The following is a 17,395-nucleotide window of genomic DNA, read 5'->3' on the forward strand; positions in this document are numbered from 1 at the left end:
CAATGCCCCGGGAGGTGCGTCAGCACGGTATTCCCGTGTCACCCGCGCGAGCACATGGCCCGATAGCACCGTTCACCGGGACAAAACGGTCGGCGGGTCGAGGAGTTGGCCGCATAATCGGATGCCCGCCTTCCTTATTCGGAGAAATAATCCGTTCATGGAAGAACCCCGCACCGAACCGGTCACCCTCGTCACCGAGCGCCTCGTGCTGCGCGCCCCGCGGGAATCGGACATCGACGCCGTCTTCGCCGCCTGCCAGGACGCCGAGATCCAGCGCTGGACAGTGGTCCCCTCGCCGTACCGGCGCGAGGACGCGGAGTTCTTCGTACGCGATCTCGCCCCCAGCGGCTGGCACACCGGCGCGAACCGGATCTGGTGCGTGTTCGAGCGCGAGTCCGGCGCCCTGGTCGGCTCCCAGGGGCTCGTTCTGCGCCAGAACGACCCGGGCTGCGCCGAGATCGGCTGGTGGGCCGCGAAGGAGTTCCGCGGCCGCGGCTACACGGTCGAGGCCGCCCGCGCGGTCTCCCGCTTCGGCCTGCGCGAGCTCGGCCTGCGCCGCCTGGAGTGGCAGGCCTACGTCGGCAACGACGGCTCCCGCGCGGTCGCCGAGCGGGTCGGCTACCGCTTCGAGGGCACGCTGCGCTCGTACGCCGAGCAGCGCGGCGTCTTCCACGACGCCTGGGTCGCCTCGCTGCTGGCCGCCGACCTGGACTGAACCCCTTCCGGCCCCGGGCCCCGGGCACCGGGGCCGCGGCCGGCGTCCGTGCCCGGGGCCGGCGTCCGTGCCCGGGGCCGGTGTCCGCGCCCGGGACCGGTGTCAGTGCCCCGGACTACGCTCGCCGGCATGACCGCCGCAGCCGCGCACAGCAACCCCGTCACCGTCCTGAGCGCCGACGACGCCCGCCGGATCGTCCTGCGAGCCCAGGGGCTGCTGGGCGTGCCCGATCGCCGGGCCGGGGTGCGAGGGGTGTTGCGGCACCTGGGCGCCGTCCAGCTGGACACCATCTCGGTGCTCGCCCGCTCGCACGAGCTGGTGCCGTACGCCCGCCTCGGTGCGGTCGGCCGCCCGGCCGTCGAGGCGGCGTACTGGGGCGGCGGCACGAGCTTCGAGTACTGGTCGCACGCGGCCTGTGTCCTGCCGGTCGAGGAGTGGCCGCTGTTCGCCTTCCGGCGGCGCCGCTACCGCGACCGCGGCCACCTCTGGGGCCACCAGGTCACCCCCGAGACCTACCGGCTGGTGCTCGACAAGCTGCGCGCCGAGGGCCCGTTGACCTCCACGGAGTTGGGCGGCGCCAAGAAGACCGCCGAGTGGTGGGACTGGTCCGACACCAAGATCGCGGTCGAGCGGGCACTGGCCTTCGGCGACGTGGTCTGCACCGAGCGCCGGAGCTGGAAGCGCGTCTATGCGCTGGCCGAACAGGCCATCCCGGAGGCGCTGTTCGGGCAGGAGCGGTCGGACGAGGACTGCGTGCGCACCCTGGTTGCCCAGGCCGGCGCCGCGCTCGGCGTGGCCACCCGAGCCGACCTGCTGGACTACCACCGGCTGCGCGCCGAGGAGTTGGACCCGGTGCTCGCCGACTGCGGGCTCGTCCCGGTCGAGGTGGCCGGCTGGGGCCCGGACGGCGCCCCGGCCCCGGCCTGGGCCGACCCGGCCGCCCTGGCCACCACCCCGCGCGGACGCCACCGCACCACGCTGCTCTCGCCGTTCGACTCGCTGGTCTGGGACCGCGCGCGCACCGAACGGATCTTCGGCATGTCGCACCGGCTGGAGGCCTACACCCCCAAGCACAAGCGGGTGCACGGCTACTTCGCGATGCCGCTGCTGGCCGGCGGTCGGCTGGTCGGCCGGGTCGACCCGGCCCGCGAGGGCCGCACCCTGGTCGCCCGGCAGGTCTCGCTGCACGGCGATCGAGGACGTGACGGCCGGCACCTCGAGCCGCTGGCGACGGCCCTGCGCGAGGCGGCCGCCTGGGTCGGCTGCGACACCGTACGGGTCGAAGTACTGCACGACGAGCGGCTGCGCCCGCCCCTGGAGAAGCTGCTGGCGGACGGCTAGGCCCGACCCTCCCGGTCCGACCCGGAAAACCCCGGGGAAGCGGCCGGGACGGGCGAGTCCGGTCGGGCGAGTCCGGCCCGGCCCGCCCTGTTCCCTCACCCTATTTCGAGGATCTTCTCCCGCATCGCGTACACCACGGCCTCCATCCTGGAGTGCAGTTGGAGCTTCTCCAGGATGTTGCGCACGTGGTTCTTCACGGTGTTCTCGCTGATGAACAGCTCCTTGGCGATCTCCCGGTTGTTCATCCCGGTCGCCACCAGCTTGAGCACCTCCAACTCCCGGTCGGTGAGCCGGGGTGCGGGCACCAGGTCCCGGTCGTCGGAGCGGCGCTGGATCATCGACTTGAACTCGGTGAGCAGCTTGGAGGCCATCGACGGGCTGATCTGCGACTGCCCGTCGGCGACCGCGCGGATCGCGGTGGCGACCTCGTCGGTGGAGATCTCCTTGAGCAGGTAGCCGGTGGCCCCCGCCTTGATCGCCTCGTAGAGGTCGGCTTCCTCGTCGCTTATCGTCAACATGATGATCTTGGTGCTGGGTGCCACGTCCTTGATCGCCGTACAGGCCTCGATCCCGCTGCGGCGCGGCATCCGGACGTCCATCAGGATGATGTCGGGCAGCAGGTCGGCGGCCTTCAGCACGGCCTCGGCGCCGTCCCCCGCCTCGCCGACGACCTTGATGTCCGGCTCCTCCGCGAGGACGATCTCCAGCCCCCGCCGGAACAGCGCGTGGTCGTCCACCACCAGCACACGGATCGGCTCACCCCGGTGCGGCGCGTACGCAGGCTCCTCCCCCGGCCCCGACGGCAGCCCGGGCCCAGCCGCGGGCCCCAGCCCGAAGTGATCCCCCATCCGCTCCTCCCCCTTCGCAAGTCGTCCTGCGCCAATCATTCCACGCCCGGCAGCCGCCATGGTCACCCTCCGGCGCCGACGCGTTCGCACCGGGTGACCCCTCCGCCCGGGACCCGACCGGGTTCGAACCACCCGGCCCCGAAACGCCGGTGACCCCGGCGGCCGCGGCCACCGGGGTCACCCCTCCATCACTGCTCGGACGGTCAGTCCTCGTCGCCGGTCCCGCCGATCGCGCCGCCCGCGCCACTGCCCGGCCCGGCCTGCAGGTCCGTCTGCAGGTGGATGACACCGTAGTTGTAGCCGTGCCGGCGGTAGACGACGCTGGGCAGGCCGCTGTCCTTCTCCACGAAGAGGTAGAAGTCGTGGCCGACCAGCTCCATCTCGTAGAGCGCCTGGTCGAGCGCCATCGGGGCGGCCGGGTGCGTCTTCTCCCGGACCACCAGCGGGCCTTCGCCCTCCACTTCCAGGGATCCCATCATGGTCTTGCGGACGGCGCCGTTCGTCCCGGCCACCTGCGCCGGCTCCGGCAGCGCGGCCAGGGCCGCGGTCGCCTCGGCGACGCTGATGGGGGTGCGGCCGTTCGCGCCGCCCTTGTGCACCCGGCGCCGGTCTGCGGACTTGCGCAGCTGCGCGTCGAGCTTCGCCGAAGCCAGGTCGAGCGCCGCGTACGGGTCGCCGGCGGCGGCCTCGGCCCGAATGACGGGGCCGCGGCTGCGGAGGGTGATCTCCACCCGATCGGAGCGGTCGGCCTGCCGCGGGTTGTGCTCCTTGGACACCTCGACGTCGAGGCTGATCGCCTTGGCGTCGAACTTCTGGACCTTCTCCAGCTTCTCGGCCACGTGCTCGCGGAACCTCTTGGGCACCTCGGTCTTGCGGCCCTTGACGACGATGTCCACGCAGAACTCCGATCCCTCGTGCTGACGCCGATCCGGGTGCTACCGGATCGGGCTGAGACCCAGCTGGACCAGCCCGTCCACTGCCGGCCCCCCGCGCCCCGCCACCGGCGGGAAACGACTGGCCCTCACCTCACTTCCTCCCCACCAGGGACGGTTGAAACCCCCTGGAGCCTTATCGAACACCTCACGCGGGGTTTTCGCCTCCCCGGGCGGGAAGGTGGGTATGACCCGATACTGCGAGCGGGCTGTCAAGCTGCTGCACCCTGTCTACCCCCCCACGAGTGAAGTAAGGGTAAATACCTGGACAACACCCCCCATACGGCGGATCCTTTGCTCACTCCCCGTGCCTGTCGCCTGCCTGTCGCCGTCAGGAGCAGCCGTGCCGCCGCGCCCCTCCCCCACCCGTCCGCCGTCCGCCCGCGGACCGTTCGGCCACGCACTGGCCGGGCTGCTGGACGTCCTGCTCCCCGCAAACTGCGCCGGCTGCGGCACCGAGCGCACGCAGCTCTGCCCGGCCTGCCGACACGTCCTGGCCACCGCGCTGCCCGGCCCCACCCTGCTGCCCTGGGCGCACGCCGCCGCCCCGTACACCGACCCGGTCCGGCAGTTGCTGCTCGCGCACAAGGAACGCGGCGCGCTGCGACTGGTCGGCCCGCTCGGCGAGGCCCTCGGCCGGGCGGTGCGCTCCGCCCTGGGGGCGCGGGCCGGTGGCGCGCCGCTGCTGCTGGTGCCGATGCCCTCGACCCGCGCGGCCGTCCGCGCCCGCGGCCACGACCCGACGCTGCGGCTGGCCGGGGCCGCCGCCCGCTCGCTGCGCCGGGCCGGCCTGGACGCCCGGGCCGCGCCGCTGCTGCGGCACGCCCGTCCGGTCGCCGACCAGACCGGGCTGAACGCGGCGGAGCGGCGCCGCAACCTGCACGGCGCGCTCACCGTGCTGCCCCGCGCCCGAACGGGCCTGGGGAGCCTGGCGGGCCTGGCGGGCCGTCACCCCATCCTGGTGGACGACCTGGTGACCACCGGGGCCAGCCTCGCCGAGGCCGCCCGGGCGCTGGCCGACGCCGGCCTGCCGGCCCGGGCCGCCGCCACGGTCGCGGCCACGGTTGCGGCTGCCTCGGTGCACCCGACGGGCTGACCGCGGGCGCCGCCGACTCCGCTGCCGCCCCGTCAGTCCGCCCGGACACGGGGGCAACCCACTCGGACGCGGCGTCAGCCCGCGTAGAAGAAGGACCGCGGCTTGTCGATCAGCGGGGCCTCCCGCCACTGGTTGTTGACCAGGCGGTAGGCCTTGACCTCGCTCGGCTTGCCGTCCGCCTGCTTGACCTCGGCCATCGCGAGCACCGGCGGCGCCTGGGTCAGGCTGTCCCCCCGGGACTCGGAGGCCGCGACGGTCATCATGCTCTCGGCACTCTGCAGCTGGGTGTCCGTGCTCTGCGACCCGTCGGTGCTGATGAAGTAGAGCTGCTGGGTCCGGTCGGCCTCCTTGCCCAGCACCAGCAGCTGGTCGGTCTCCGCCCAGGACACCGAGGCGACATCGGTGAGCGTGGGGGCCGCCCGGCGCAGCCCGGTGATCTTCACCGTCGGCGCCTGCGGGGTGCCGCCGTGCACCACCAGGCCGAACATCAGCGAGCGGATGGCCAGACCCGGGGTCTTGACCACCAGGGCGACCCGGACACCGTCCGAGGAGATCTTCAGCGACTGCACGGTCTGCCCGGTCAGGCCCTCGACCGGCACGGTGTACGGCTTGTTGCCGCGCACCATCACCACCCGCTGCCCCTGCTGGTTGCGGTCCACCACCCAGAGGTCGCCGCGGCCGTCCCAGCTGGGCGAGGCGAAGCCGTCCTCCTTGTCGCCGGACTTCGCCGGCGAGCTGAGCACCGGATCGCCCAGGGTCACCGCGGCGTCCGCCAGCGGCACCGAGTAGACCTGGTGGCCGTCCTCGCTGATCGCGGCGGCCTGGACACCGCCCCGGCTGACCGCGATGGCGCCGAGCGCCGGCTTGGTGTTCGACTGCGGTCGGCCGAGGACGCCGTGGACCGGGTCGCCGGGACGCCCCTCGTCGGTCGACACCAGGGCGCCGTCGGCGCGCTGGTAGTACTGGGTCGCGGGCGTCGGCCCGGCCAGAGCACCGGGGCCGGTGGCCGGCACGTCGGTGCGGCTGGCGGTGCAGGAGCCGCGCTGCCCCTTCAGTTCCAGCCGCTCGACCTGGCCCTTGCCCTGGTCGGCGAGGGTGTAGAAGAGCTGGGTCGCCATCCGCCGGCAGGCCATCGGCTCGCCGAGGTCCGCCGCGCCGAGCTGCACGTGGGCGACCCGGCTGTCGTCGATGGTCACCCGGTCGACCTTGGCGCCGCTCGGGAAGGCCGTCCGGACCACCGGCGAGAGCCAGGTCGAGGGCCCGTCGGCCACCGCTTGGGCGGCCGAGGTCAGCGGGTCTATTCGGCGCCGCAGGTAGATCGGGTCGGCGACCAGCACCTCCTGGCCGACGTTGCCGGAGGCCACCGCGGACGGGTCCGGCGCGGTGTAGAAGAACCGCTCGACCTGCCGGAAGCTGTTCCGGAAGTTGGTCTCGTTCATGATCACGCCGGGCGGCAGCTTGTCGATCCGCCACTCGCCGTCCTTCTCCCGGACGAAGGTGAAGTCGGAGGAGACGTTGTTGTTCTGCCCGGCCACCGGCAGGTAGGAGTGCTTCTCGTCGACGCCGGCGACCAACTGTCCGCTCACCGTCACGGTCACCGGGGCCAGGGTGTCGGCGTCGGTGACGTCCTGACCGCTGGGGATGGTCGTGGACGAGAGCACCCGGATCCCGGCGTCCGGCTTCCAGGCCGCGGCGGCGCTCTCGGTGAGGTACTTGCGCGCGGTCTCGTACCCCTCGTCGGCGGTCACCGCGTCCAGGAACCCGGTCAGCAGCTCGTGCGGCTTGGCGCCCTTGCCGGGTGCCACCGGGTAGACCCTGGCCTGCAGGTTCTTGTCCGCCGAGCCCTGGCCCAGCTCCACCCTGGTGATGCCGCCGGAGTCCGGCATGGCCGCGCAGCCGCTCGCCATCAGGGCGAGCAGCGCGCCGGTCACCGCGAGGAGCCGCGGCTCAGTCCTCTTGCTCGTCCCTCGCACGCTGCGACCCCTCCACGTCCGTCCCACCCGTCACGTCCGGCTCCGCCGTCCGCTGTGCCACCGACGGCCGTCCGGGCGTCGGGTCCACCATGACCTGGGCGCCGGTCGCCCCGTAACCGGCTCCCGCCGTCCGCACGTCCGAGGGGTCCGAACGCGGGCCCTCGGGCATTCGGCTCCGGCCGAGACCGGGGCCGATGTTCAGCACCCCGCCGAGCCCGCTGCCGAGACCGGCGCCGACGCCGACGCCGTCCGGCGCCTCCGCGGGCTCCTCGGTGGCGGTCAGCGCGGTCGAGCCGACCGGGCTGATCGCCCGCCGGTACGGCGTGCCGTACGTGCCCAGGCCCCGGTTGTTGCGGGAGTCCTCCGGTTCCAACCGGAACGGCGCCCGGGAGATGTCGCCGCCGCGGGTGCGCGGCAGGGTGAGCCGGAAGTGCGAGCCGCCGCCGGGCTCGCCCCAGGCCTGGAGCCAGCCGCCGTGCAGGTGGGCGTCCTCGACGGCGATGGACAGGCCGAGGCCGGTACCGCCGGTGGTCCGCACCCGGGACGGGTCGGCCCGCCAGAAGCGGTGGAACACCCGGGACGCCTCGCCGGGCTTGAGGCCGATGCCGTAGTCGCGCACGCCGACCGCGACCGCGCCGTCCGCCGAGCCCAGCCGGACCACCACGTCGCGGCCCTCGCCGTGCTCCAGCGCGTTGACCACCAGGTTGCGCAGGATGCGCTCGATCCGGCGGGAGTCCACCTCGGCGAGCACCGGCTCGCCGTCGCCGCGGATCACGATGGTGCTGCCCTTGGCCTGCGCCAGCGGATCGGCGGCCTCCACCACGCGGCCGACGATCTCCCGCAGGTCGACCGGCTCGGCGTCCAGGATCGCGGCGCCGGCGTCGAAGCGGCTGATCTCCAGCAGGTCCGCGAGCAGTGACTCGAAGCGGTCCAGCTGGCCCTGCAGCAGCTCCGCCGAGCGGGCCGCCATCGGGTCCAGGTCCTCGCGGCTGTCGTAGATGAGGTCGGCGGCCATCCGGACCGTGGTCAGCGGGGTGCGCAGCTCGTGCGAGACGTCCGAGACGAAGCGCCGCTGCACCCGGGACAGCTCCTCCAACTGGCGGATCTGCGCCTGCAGGGCGTTGGCCATCCGGTTGAAGGATTCCCCGAGGCGGGCGATGTCGTCCGTCCCGGTCACCTTCATCCGCTCTTCCAGGCGTCCGTCGGCGAGCCGCTCGGAGATCCCGGCGGCCATCCGGACCGGGGTGACCACCTGGCGCACCACGACCCAGGCGATGCCGCCCATCAGGATCACCACGAACACGCCGGCGGTCGCCAGGGTGCCGGTGACCAGGTTGAGGGTGTCGGTCTCCTGGCCGAATGAGAACACGTAGAACATCTGGTAGCTGTACCCGGCCGGGCCGCTGAACTGCATGCCGAGGGCCAGCCCGGGCTCGGACTTCCCGCCGCTCTCGGGCGAGCGGTGGATCCGGGTCGGCTGGTCGAACATCTGGCCGGGCTCGGAGTCGAGCTTGGCCCGCAGCGTGTCCGGGATGCTGCTGGGCTGGATGTCGCCCGAGTAGCGCGGCGCGAAGCCGCCGGTGTCGGGGACGACGGCGCCGGTGCCGGGGGCCATCGCGATCACCGAGTAGACGGTCTGCCCGCTCCCGGCCAGGTCGTTGACCTGCCGCAGCAGCCAGGTGCCGGTCTCGTCGACGGTCGGGTCCGCGGTGCCCCGCAGTTTCTGGTCCCTGGCCTCGTCGATCTTCTTCTGCTCGACCTGGAAGCCGATCCTGGCCTGCGCCCGGGCGGCGTCCATCTTGGTGTCGAGCAGGCCGGTGCGCACCTGCGCCACGACGACCACGCCCAGCACCAGGACCACCGCGATGGATGCCAGCAGTGACACGGCGACCACGCGCAGCTGGATCGACCGGTGGTACAGCGCGGCCGCCCGGCGGGCGGGACGGCGCAGCTGACGCTTCGCGAGTCCGACCATGCCGACCGGGCCGCGCCGGCGGCGGGTGGTCGAACTCAGCACGTCCCCGCGCACGGCCCCGGCCCCGTCGGTCGCGGTACCCGACGGGGTCTCGTCAGCCCGGTCCGTCACGTCAGCTGGGTCCGGCCTTGTAGCCGACGCCGCGGACGGTCACCACGATCTCGGGGCGCTCCGGGTCCTTCTCGATCTTGGACCGGAGGCGCTGCACATGGACGTTGACCAGGCGGGTGTCCGCCGCGTGGCGGTAGCCCCAGACCTGCTCCAGCAGCACCTCGCGGGTGAACACCTGCCAGGGCTTGCGGGCCAGCGCGACCAGCAGGTCGAACTCCAGCGGGGTCAGCGGGATGCCCCGGCCGTCCCGCTTCACCGAGTGGCCGGCCACGTCGATCACCAGGTCGCCGATGGTCAGCTGCTCGGGCGTCGGCTCCTCGGCACGGCGCAGTCGGGCCCGGACCCGGGCCACCAGTTCCTTGGGCTTGAACGGCTTGGTGACGTAGTCGTCGGCACCCGACTCCAGGCCCACCACGACGTCGACCGTGTCGGTCTTCGCGGTCAGCATGACGATCGGGATGCCGGACTCGGCCCGGATCTGTCGACACACGTCGATGCCGTCCCGGCCGGGCAGCATCAGGTCGAGCAGGACCAGGTCGGGCTTGGTCTCCCGGAACGCGGCTAGTGCCTTGTCTCCATCCGCGACGAAAAACGGCTCAAAACCCTCACCACGCAGCACGATGCCGAGCATCTCGGCCAGTGCGGAGTCGTCATCAACGACGAGGACGCGTCCCTTCATGCGTCCATCCTCTCATTACCGGATTGTGACCTGCCGCACAGCAGTGCCAATGCGCCAGAACGGCCAACTCCACCGACCGGCTAATTCCGGCCATACCGGGCGAATGACCCCCGTCCGAGCACCTCCGAACCGTCCGCGGCCCGCCGCCCGACCCGCCGCGGCCCCCCGTTGCCGATCAGCAACCGGATCCCCATGGGGCCTGCTCCGGCCCCATGGCACGATTGGCGCTGCGCGCGGGCGGAAGATCCGTCCGGAGCCGCGCCCACGACGCCCCTTCGAGGAGCAGTGATGACCGACACTCCGGGCTGGGCCTCGCCCGGCTCGTCCGAGCCACCCCGCGACGGCGTCCGGCCCCCGGTCGACGCGTCCGCCGCCGTGCCCGGACCGTCGGCACCACCGCAGGCCACCCCCGGCTGGACCGACCAGGGCCAGCAGGCTCAGTACGACCAGTACGGCCGGCCGCAGCGGGGGCAGCAGCCCCCCGGCGGCCACCGCCCGTACGGCTGGGGCGCGCCGCAGAGCCCCAAGCCGGGCGTCATCCCGCTGCGCCCGCTCGGAGTCGGCGAGCTGCTCGACGGCGCCGTCAGCACCGTCCGCCGACAGTGGCGGACGGTCCTCGCCCTCTCGCTCGGCATCGCCGTGGTCGCCCAGGGCGGGACCGTCCTGGTGGACCTCCTCGTCAAGGGCAAGACCGGCGCCGCCACCCAGACCCTGCGGCTGCTGGCCGCCCTGCCGCTGCAACTGCTGCTCGACGTGCTCGCCGCCGCGCTGCTCACCATCGTCGTGAGCCGAGCGGTCCTCGGCCGCTCCGCGACCGCCGGGGAGGCCTGGCGCGACGCCCGGCCGCGGATGCTGCAGCTGCTCGGACTCACCCTGCTCACCGTCCTGATGGGCCCCGGTGTGGCCCTGCTCGGCTTCGCCCCGCTGATCGGCTACAGCGCCGGCGGCGCCAACCAGCCCGCGACCACCGGACTGCTGTTCCTCGTCGGCCTGCTGGCCCTGCCGGTGGCCGCCTGGTTGTGGGTCCGCTTCGGCCTGGCCGCCCCCGCGCTGATGCTGGAGAAGCAGGGCGTGGTCACCGCGCTGTCGCGCTCGCGGCGCCTGGTGCGCGGCGCCTGGTGGCGGGTCTTCGGCATCACCCTGGTGAGCAAGCTGCTGTCGCTGGTCGTCGCGGTGGTCATCGCCGTCCCGTTCCGCTTCATCGGCGTACTGCTGGGCTTCGAGAGCCTCGACAGCCAGGGTCTGGGCGACACGACCCAGCAGGGCGCCTGGATGGTGGCCGTCATGGCCGTCGCCGGGATCATCGCCGGCACCCTCACCACTCCCTTCATGGCCGCCGTCGGCGTGCTGGTCTACGTCGACCAGCGGATCCGCCGCGAGGCCCTGGACATCGAGCTCGCCCGCGCCGCCGGACTGCCCGAGTACGGCGGCACCGGCTGGGGCGAGCAGGCCGACCAGACGCCGGCGAGGCGCTGAGCCGCATGCCTAGCTGGGGGGACAGGCTCCTCGCCGCGAGCGGCGCCCCGGTCACCGTCCCGCGCGATCCCGCGCGCGACGCCGCCCGGGACGAGCTGCTCAACGCCGAGTACCACAAGCACGACCCGTCGATCCTGCAACGCGCCACGGACTGGTTCTGGGACCGCATATCGGGCGCGCTCGACAGCATCTCCGGCGACGGCACCGACGGCACCACCGGCCTCGTGCTCTTCCTGATCGTCGCCGTGCTGATCGCCGCCGCCCTCTGGTGGCGCCTCGGCGCGCCCCGACGCGCCGCCCGCACCATCGGCGACGTGTACGGCGTCGAGGGTCCGCGCAGCGCCGCGCAGTACCGGGCAGACGCCGCCGAGCACGCCGCCGGCGGGCGCTGGGCCGAGGCCGTCCGCGAGCAGATGCGCGCCCTGGTACGGGGCCTGGAGGAGCGCACCCTGCTCGACTCCCGCCCCGGCCGCACCGCCGACGAGGCCGCCGCCGAGGCCGGCCGGGCGCTGCCCGAGCACGCCGCCGCGCTGTCCGCGGCCGCCCGGACCTTCGACGACATCGCGTACGGCGAACGCGCCGCCGACCAGGCCGCGTACCGGCTGCTGCACGAGCTCGACCGGACGCTGGAACGCTCCCGCCCGGTCCTCGCGCCGAACCCGGCGGCGGCTGCCCCGGTCTCGGCTCCGACTCCGGCTCCGGCCTCTACTCCGGCCTCGGCTTCGCCCCCGGCCTCGGGAGGAACGGCATGACCGCCACCGTCCCCGCGCCGCCGCCCGTGGCCGAGGCGCCCTCCGGCGCCGCCCCGACCAGCCTCGCCCCCACCCCGCGCGGCCTGTGGCGCCGGGCCCGCTGGTACCTGGCCTTCCTCACCGCCCTGCTGATCGGCGCCGTCGCCGTGACCTCCCTCGGCCAGGACCACCGCTACCCGCCGCTCGACCCCCGCTCGTACGACCGCAACGGCGCCCACGCCGTCGTCGCGCTGCTCGAACACCAGGGCCTCAAGGCCGAGTTCACCACCGACCCGACCGCCGGTCCGGCCGGCCCCGACACCCTCGTGCTGCCCGAACCCGACCTGCTCGACCCCGCCCAGCTGCGCGCCATCGCGGCCGCCCGGCACCGGCGGCTCGTCCTGATCACCCCGGGCCCGGCCGCCCTCTCGGCGCTCGCCCCCGGCATCCGGCTGTCCGAGGAGGACGGCGGTCTGCCGTACGCCACCGTCCGCAGTGCCCCCGCGGACTGCTCGCTCATCGAGGCCGCCCGGGCCGGCAGCGCCCACCTGGGCGGCATGCTCTACACCAGCGGCAGCCGCGGCGAGGGCTGCTACCCGCGCGGCCACGGCTACCCGCTGGTCTCCACCCCGGTCGACGGCGGCGAGGTCATCGTGCTCGGCACCGGCGCCTTCCTGCAGAACGAGCAGCTCGCCAAGGACGGCGACGCCTCCCTCGCGCTCGGCCTGCTCGGCTCGCAGCCCCGCCTCACCTGGCACCTGCCGGACTACTCCGCCCCGCTCGCCGAGGACACCCGCCCCAAGAGCTTCGACGCCTTCATCCCGAGCCGCTGGCACTGGGCCTACTACCAGCTCGTCGTCGCCGCCGTACTCGCCGCCCTCTGGCGCGGCCGCAGGCTCGGCCCGGTGGTCAGCGAGGACCTGCCCGTGGTGGTCCGCGCGTCCGAGACCACCGAGGGCCGCGCCCGCCTCTACCGGCGGGCCAAGGCCCGCGGCCGCGCCGCCGAGGCCCTGCGCCGCGCCGCCGCCCACCGTCTCGCCCCGGCCCTGGGCGTCCCGCTCCAGGCCGGCGTGCCCGACCCCGAAGCGTTCTGCGCGGCCGTGGCCGACCGGCTCCCCGACCGGCCCGCCGGGGATGTCCGGGCCCTGCTGTACGGCCCGCCCCCGACCGACGACGCCGCGCTGCTGCGGCTCGCCGACGACCTCGACACCCTCGAAAGGCAGGTCCGGAACCCGTGACCGACCAGGCAACCGCCCAGCTCCGCACCGTTCCCGGCACGGCGACCGCCACCCCCGGCGGCACCGACCCGCGGGCGGCGCTGACCGCCCTGCGCGCCGAGATCGGCAAGGCCGTGGTCGGCCAGGACGCCGCCGTCACCGGGTTGGTGGTCGCGCTCCTGTGCGGCGGCCACGTGCTGCTGGAGGGCGTCCCCGGCGTCGCCAAGACCCTGCTGATCCGCACCCTCTCCACCGCGCTCAGCCTGGAGACCAAGCGCATCCAGTTCACCCCCGACCTGATGCCCGGCGACGTCACCGGCTCGCTCGTCTACGACGCCCGCACCGCCGAGTTCTCCTTCCAGCCCGGCCCGGTCTTCACCAACCTGCTGCTCGCCGACGAGATCAACCGCACCCCTCCGAAGACCCAGGCCGCCCTGCTGGAGGCCATGGAGGAGCGCCAGGTCACGGTGGACGGCGAGCCGCGCGCGCTGCCGGTGCCGTTCATGGTCGCCGCGACCCAGAACCCGGTCGAGTACGAGGGCACCTACCCGCTGCCCGAGGCCCAGCTGGACCGCTTCCTGCTCAAGCTGGTCCTGCCGCTGCCCGACCGCGACCAGGAGTTCCAGGTCCTCTCCCGACACGCCGCCGGCTTCGACCCCCGCGACCTCGCCGCGGCCGGCGTCCGCCCGGTCGCCGGGCCCGAGCACCTCGCCGCCGCCCGCGCGCAGATCGCCACGCTGACCGTCTCCCCCGACGTCCTCGCCTACATCGTCGACCTCTGCCGGGCCACCCGGCAGTCCCCGTCGCTGTCCATCGGCGTCTCCCCGCGCGGCGCCACCGCCCTGCTCGCCGCCTCGCGGGCCTGGGCCTGGCTGGCGGGCCGCGACTACGTCACCCCGGACGACGTCAAGGCGCTCGCCCTGCCCACCCTGCGGCACCGGGTCGCGCTGCGCGCCGAGGCCGAGATGGAGGGCGTCACCGCCGACTCCGTCATCCAGGCCGTCCTCGCCCAGACGCCCGCACCCCGCTGATCCACCCGATCCGCCCGATCCAGCCGATCCGCCGCCCGCTTCCCGTCGCCCGTTCCCGTCGCGGGTCTGCGGACGACGGGTCTCCGAAGGAGCGCACCGCATGGCCCTCACCGGGCGAACCGCCCTGCTCGCCGCGCTCGGCGCGCTCGTCGTGGGCCTGCTGCTGCCGTCGGCGGCCGGGATCTGGCTGGTCACCGGCGCGGTCCTGCTCGCCGTCGTGGCCGACCTGGTGCTCGCCGCCCCCGTCCGCGACCTGCGGTTCGAGCGGGGCGGCGACACCACCGTCCGGCTGGGCGAGCCCGCCTCGGTCGAGCTGACCGTCACCAACCCGTCCGGACACCTCCTCCGGGCCCTGGTCCGGGACGCCTGGGCCCCGTCCGCCTGGCGCCCCGGCACCGCCGAGGCCGCCTCCCGGCACACCCTGACCATCCCGGGCGGCGAACGGCGCCGGACCGTCACCGTACTCACCCCGACCCGCCGCGGCGACCACCACGCCCACCGGGTGACGGTCCGCTCGCTCGGCCCGCTCGGCCTGGCCGCCCGGCAGGGCTCGCACCTGGTCCCCTGGACGGTCCGGGCGCTCCCCCCGTTCGCCAGCCGCAAGCACCTGCCCTCCCGGCTCGCCCGCCTGCGCGAACTCGACGGCCGCACCTCGGTGTTGACCCGCGGCCAGGGCACCGAGTTCGACGCCCTGCGCGAGTACCTGCCCGGCGACGACGTCCGCTCCATCGACTGGCGCGCCAGCGCCCGCCGCAACACCGTCGCCGTCCGCACCTGGCGCCCCGAACGCGACCGGCACATCCTCGTCGTCCTCGACACCGGCCGCACCTCGGCCGGCCGCGTCGGCGACGCCCCCCGCCTGGACGCCGCCCTCGACGCGGCCCTGCTGCTGACCGCCCTCGCTACCCGCGCCGGGGACCGCGTCGACCTGCTCGCCCACGACGCCCACAAGCGCGTCGCCGTGGCCGGCAGCTCGGCCCACGAGGTGCTGCCCGCCTTCACCAACGCGATGGCCGGCCTGGAACCCGCGCTGCACGAGACCGACATGCGCTCGCTGGTCTCCACCGCCCTCAAGATGGCGCCGCACCGCTCGCTGATCGTCCTGCTCACCGGCCTCGACGCGGCCCCGGTCGAGGACGGCCTGCGCCCGCTGCTGCCGCTGCTCACCAAGCGCCACGAGGTCGTCCTCGCCTCCGTCGCCGACCCGCAGCTGGACTTCCTCGCCGCCGGCCGCGGCACTGTCGAGGCGGTCTACGGCGCCGCGGCCGCCGAGCAGACCCGCGCCGACCGCCGCGCCACCGCCGAGCGCCTCACCCGCCACGGCGTCACCGTCCTCGACGCCCCGCCCGCGCGGATCGCCCCGGCCCTGGCCGACACCTACCTGGCGCTGAAGGCGGCCGGCCGCCTCTGACCCGCTCGCCCCGGCCGGTACTCTCAGCGCGACTGACGGGCATTCAACCCGGCGTTGAGCCGAGCCGCCTGACGCGTCAGATGGTCGCGCTCGGCGAGATTGGACGCCTTGTGCGCCGCCTCGACGTACAGCCGCGCCGCAGTCCCCGGGTCACCGTCACGCTCGTGGAGGTACGCCGCCACAGCGGTGTGGCGGGGCAGCGAGTCGTCCAGCTCGGCGAGCGCCGCCAGCCCGGCGCGCGGACCGTCCGCCTCACCGACCGCCACCGCGCGGTTGAGCCGGACGACCGGGCTGTCGGTCAGCCGCACGAGCTCGTCGTACCACTCGACGATCTGCACCCAGTCCGTCTCCTCGGCGGTCTGCGCGTCGGCGTGCAGCGCCGCGACGGCGGCCTGGGCCTGGAACTCGCCCAGCCGGTCGCGGGCGAGGGCCGCCTGCAGGATCTCGACGCCCTCCGCGATCAACCTGGTGTCCCACCTGCCGCGGTCCTGCTCGGCCAGCGGCACCAGACCGCCGTCGGCCGCGATCCGGCCGGCCCGCCGGGCGTGGTGCAGCAGCATGAGGGCCAGCAGCCCCGCCACCTCGGGGTGGTCGATCGCGGCCGCGAGCTGCCGGGTGAGCCGGATGGCCTCGGCGGCGAGGTCGACGTCCCCGGAGTAGCCCTCGTTGAACACCAGGTAGAGGACGCGCAGCACGGTCGAGAGGTCGCCGGACCGGTCGAGCCGCACACCGGAGACCGTGCGCTTGGCCCGGCTGATCCGCTGGGCCATGGTCGCCTCCGGCACCAGATAGGCCCGGGCGATCTGGCGGGTGGTCAGACCCCCCACGGCCCGAAGGGTGAGTGCGACCGCGGACGACGGCGTCAACGACGGGTGGGCACACAGGAAGTAGAGCCGGAGTGTGTCGTCCGCCTCCGCCGCAGGCCCCGGCTCCGGCTCCTGGTCGACCAGGTCCTCACGCCGACGGCGAGCGGTGTCCGACCGGGCCGCGTCGAGGAACTTGCGCCAGGCCACCGTGACCAGCCAGCCCTTCGGATCCCGCGGCTGGTCGACCGGCCAGACGCGGACCGCCTCCACCAGCGCCTCCTGCATGGCGTCCTCGGCCGCCGCGAAGTCTGCTCCGCGGCGGACGAGGATCCCGAGCACGCTCGGCGTGAGGCTCCGAAGCAGGGCCTCGTTCATCGGGAGGTCACTCCGTGATGGTCGGCGGCGCGGCCAGGAACGGACGCAGCTCCAGCCACTCGTGGATCGGCTTCCCACCCGCCCCGGGCGCGGCCGACAGCTCCCCGGCCAGCTCGACGGCGCGCTCGTAGCTGTCGACGTCGATCACCATCCAGCCGGCGATGAGGTCCTTGGTCTCCGCGAACGGGCCGTCGGTGACCGGCGGGCGGCCCTCGCCGTCGTACCGGACCCACGTCCCCTCGGCCGCGACCGCCTGGCCGTCGACGAACTCGCCGGTCTTCTCCAGCCGGGCCGCGAAGTCCTGCATGTACCGGATGTGCGCGGAGATCTCCTCCTGCGTCCACTGGTCCATCGGCGTGCAGTTCACCGCAGCCGGGGCGCCTCGGTAGTGCTTGAGCAGCAGGTACTTGGCCATCGTGCTTCTCCCTCGGTGCTGTTGCGACCCATTGTGGTCGCGTTCACCCCGGGGACGGAGCCCGCCACGGGTTCTCGACACCGCCGGCCAAGATTTTTTGGCCCATCCCTCCGGACCCTCGTGGCTCTTGTGCCCCTCGTGACTCTCGTGGATGGGCCCGGAAATGCAAAGAACCCCCATCCGGGATCCGGATGGGGGTTCTTCTGAAAGATTGTTCGGCGGCGTCCTACTCTCCCACAGGGTCCCCCCTGCAGTACCATCGG

The 17,395-nt window shown here is 74.0% G+C and carries 15 protein-coding genes; 8 read left to right on the top strand and 7 right to left on the bottom strand.

All coding sequences use genetic code 11. The features are described from left to right. The first annotated feature begins 157 nt into the window (after window positions 1-157). Window positions 158-715: a GNAT family N-acetyltransferase gene (locus ACIBEC_RS24815; protein ID WP_360496723.1), complete on the top strand. Its 558-nt coding sequence runs from the start codon at window positions 158-160 to the stop codon at window positions 713-715. Between the two features lie 129 nt (window positions 716-844). Then, window positions 845-2,056 (top strand): DNA glycosylase AlkZ-like family protein, encoded by a 1,212-nt coding sequence (locus ACIBEC_RS24820; protein ID WP_360496720.1) that lies wholly within the window; start codon window positions 845-847, stop codon window positions 2,054-2,056. Window positions 2,057-2,151: 95 nt separating this feature from the next. On the opposite strand, the gene ACIBEC_RS24825 is transcribed toward ACIBEC_RS24820, so the two are convergent. Further along, window positions 2,152-2,904, bottom strand: coding sequence for a response regulator transcription factor (locus ACIBEC_RS24825; protein ID WP_360496717.1), 753 nt, complete (start codon window positions 2,902-2,904; stop codon window positions 2,152-2,154). Window positions 2,905-3,107: 203 nt separating this feature from the next. After that, window positions 3,108-3,800 carry a ribosome hibernation-promoting factor, HPF/YfiA family gene (hpf, locus tag ACIBEC_RS24830; RefSeq protein ID WP_360496714.1) on the bottom strand — a complete coding sequence of 231 codons (693 nt, stop codon included), beginning with the start codon at window positions 3,798-3,800 and terminating at the stop codon, window positions 3,108-3,110. Between the two features lie 379 nt (window positions 3,801-4,179). Between hpf and ACIBEC_RS24835 the strand changes: the two genes are divergently transcribed. Next, a complete protein-coding gene (locus ACIBEC_RS24835) occupies window positions 4,180-4,932 on the top strand; it encodes a ComF family protein (protein ID WP_396288871.1) in 753 nt (250 codons plus the stop codon). Between the two features lie 74 nt (window positions 4,933-5,006). Here the strand turns inward: ACIBEC_RS24835 and ACIBEC_RS24840 are convergent, their stop codons facing one another. The 3 genes from ACIBEC_RS24840 to mtrA form a co-directional block, all read right to left on the bottom strand. After that, a complete protein-coding gene (locus tag ACIBEC_RS24840) occupies window positions 5,007-6,905 on the bottom strand; it encodes an LpqB family beta-propeller domain-containing protein (protein ID WP_360496711.1) in 1,899 nt (632 codons plus the stop codon). Then, window positions 6,880-8,880, bottom strand: a complete 2,001-nt coding sequence (gene mtrB, locus ACIBEC_RS24845) for an MtrAB system histidine kinase MtrB (protein ID WP_360497224.1) — start codon at window positions 8,878-8,880, stop codon at window positions 6,880-6,882. Before mtrB ends, ACIBEC_RS24840 begins: the two co-directional genes overlap by 26 nt. A 112-nt stretch (window positions 8,881-8,992) precedes the next feature. Next, window positions 8,993-9,670, bottom strand: a complete 678-nt coding sequence (mtrA, locus tag ACIBEC_RS24850; protein ID WP_030061806.1) for an MtrAB system response regulator MtrA — start codon at window positions 9,668-9,670, stop codon at window positions 8,993-8,995. 288 nt (window positions 9,671-9,958) lie between these two features. Between mtrA and ACIBEC_RS24855 the strand changes: the two genes are divergently transcribed. The 5 genes from ACIBEC_RS24855 (at window position 9,959) to ACIBEC_RS24875 (ending at window position 15,536) form a co-directional block, all read left to right on the top strand. Further along, window positions 9,959-11,146, top strand: coding sequence for a hypothetical protein (locus tag ACIBEC_RS24855; RefSeq protein ID WP_360496708.1), 1,188 nt, complete (start codon window positions 9,959-9,961; stop codon window positions 11,144-11,146). Window positions 11,147-11,151: 5 nt separating this feature from the next. Then, the gene (locus ACIBEC_RS24860; protein WP_360496705.1) at window positions 11,152-11,898 is read left to right on the top strand and encodes a DUF4129 domain-containing protein; all 747 of its coding nucleotides are present in this window, start codon (window positions 11,152-11,154) and stop codon (window positions 11,896-11,898) included. Further along, entirely contained in the window at window positions 11,895-13,115 is a 1,221-nt protein-coding gene (locus ACIBEC_RS24865; RefSeq protein ID WP_360496702.1) for a DUF4350 domain-containing protein, read from the top strand. The genes ACIBEC_RS24860 and ACIBEC_RS24865 overlap by 4 nt, the downstream gene beginning before the upstream one ends. Then, a complete protein-coding gene (locus tag ACIBEC_RS24870) occupies window positions 13,112-14,125 on the top strand; it encodes an AAA family ATPase (protein WP_396288874.1) in 1,014 nt (337 codons plus the stop codon). Before ACIBEC_RS24865 ends, ACIBEC_RS24870 begins: the two co-directional genes overlap by 4 nt. A gap of 100 nt (window positions 14,126-14,225) precedes the next feature. Continuing rightward, entirely contained in the window at window positions 14,226-15,536 is a 1,311-nt protein-coding gene (locus ACIBEC_RS24875) for a DUF58 domain-containing protein (protein WP_360496699.1), read from the top strand. A gap of 23 nt (window positions 15,537-15,559) precedes the next feature. Here the strand turns inward: ACIBEC_RS24875 and ACIBEC_RS24880 are convergent, their stop codons facing one another. Continuing rightward, entirely contained in the window at window positions 15,560-16,717 is a 1,158-nt protein-coding gene (locus ACIBEC_RS24880; RefSeq protein ID WP_360496696.1) for a DUF6596 domain-containing protein, read from the bottom strand. 7 nt (window positions 16,718-16,724) lie between these two features. Beyond that, window positions 16,725-17,132, bottom strand: coding sequence for a YciI family protein (locus tag ACIBEC_RS24885; protein ID WP_360496693.1), 408 nt, complete (start codon window positions 17,130-17,132; stop codon window positions 16,725-16,727). Window positions 17,133-17,395 lie beyond the last annotated feature (263 nt).

Origin of the sequence: Kitasatospora sp. NPDC051164 (assembly GCF_044455625.1) — a bacterium.
Classification (GTDB): Bacteria; Actinomycetota; Actinomycetes; order Streptomycetales; family Streptomycetaceae; genus Kitasatospora.

Excerpts from the sequence above, each read along its gene's own strand:
- ACIBEC_RS24815 (WP_360496723.1), top strand. The coding sequence starts at position 158 with ATGGAAGAACCCCGCACCGAACCGGTCACCCTCGTCACCGAGCGCCTC.
- ACIBEC_RS24820 (WP_360496720.1), top strand. The coding sequence starts at position 845 with ATGACCGCCGCAGCCGCGCACAGCAACCCCGTCACCGTCCTGAGCGCC.
- ACIBEC_RS24825 (WP_360496717.1), bottom strand. The coding sequence starts at position 2,904 with ATGGGGGATCACTTCGGGCTGGGGCCCGCGGCTGGGCCCGGGCTGCCG.
- mtrB (WP_360497224.1), bottom strand. The coding sequence starts at position 8,880 with ATGGTCGGACTCGCGAAGCGTCAGCTGCGCCGTCCCGCCCGCCGGGCG.
- mtrA (WP_030061806.1), bottom strand. The coding sequence starts at position 9,670 with ATGAAGGGACGCGTCCTCGTCGTTGATGACGACTCCGCACTGGCCGAG.
- ACIBEC_RS24855 (WP_360496708.1), top strand. The coding sequence starts at position 9,959 with ATGACCGACACTCCGGGCTGGGCCTCGCCCGGCTCGTCCGAGCCACCC.
- ACIBEC_RS24860 (WP_360496705.1), top strand. The coding sequence starts at position 11,152 with ATGCCTAGCTGGGGGGACAGGCTCCTCGCCGCGAGCGGCGCCCCGGTC.
- ACIBEC_RS24865 (WP_360496702.1), top strand. The coding sequence starts at position 11,895 with ATGACCGCCACCGTCCCCGCGCCGCCGCCCGTGGCCGAGGCGCCCTCC.
- ACIBEC_RS24875 (WP_360496699.1), top strand. The coding sequence starts at position 14,226 with ATGGCCCTCACCGGGCGAACCGCCCTGCTCGCCGCGCTCGGCGCGCTC.
- ACIBEC_RS24880 (WP_360496696.1), bottom strand. The coding sequence starts at position 16,717 with ATGAACGAGGCCCTGCTTCGGAGCCTCACGCCGAGCGTGCTCGGGATC.
- ACIBEC_RS24885 (WP_360496693.1), bottom strand. The coding sequence starts at position 17,132 with ATGGCCAAGTACCTGCTGCTCAAGCACTACCGAGGCGCCCCGGCTGCG.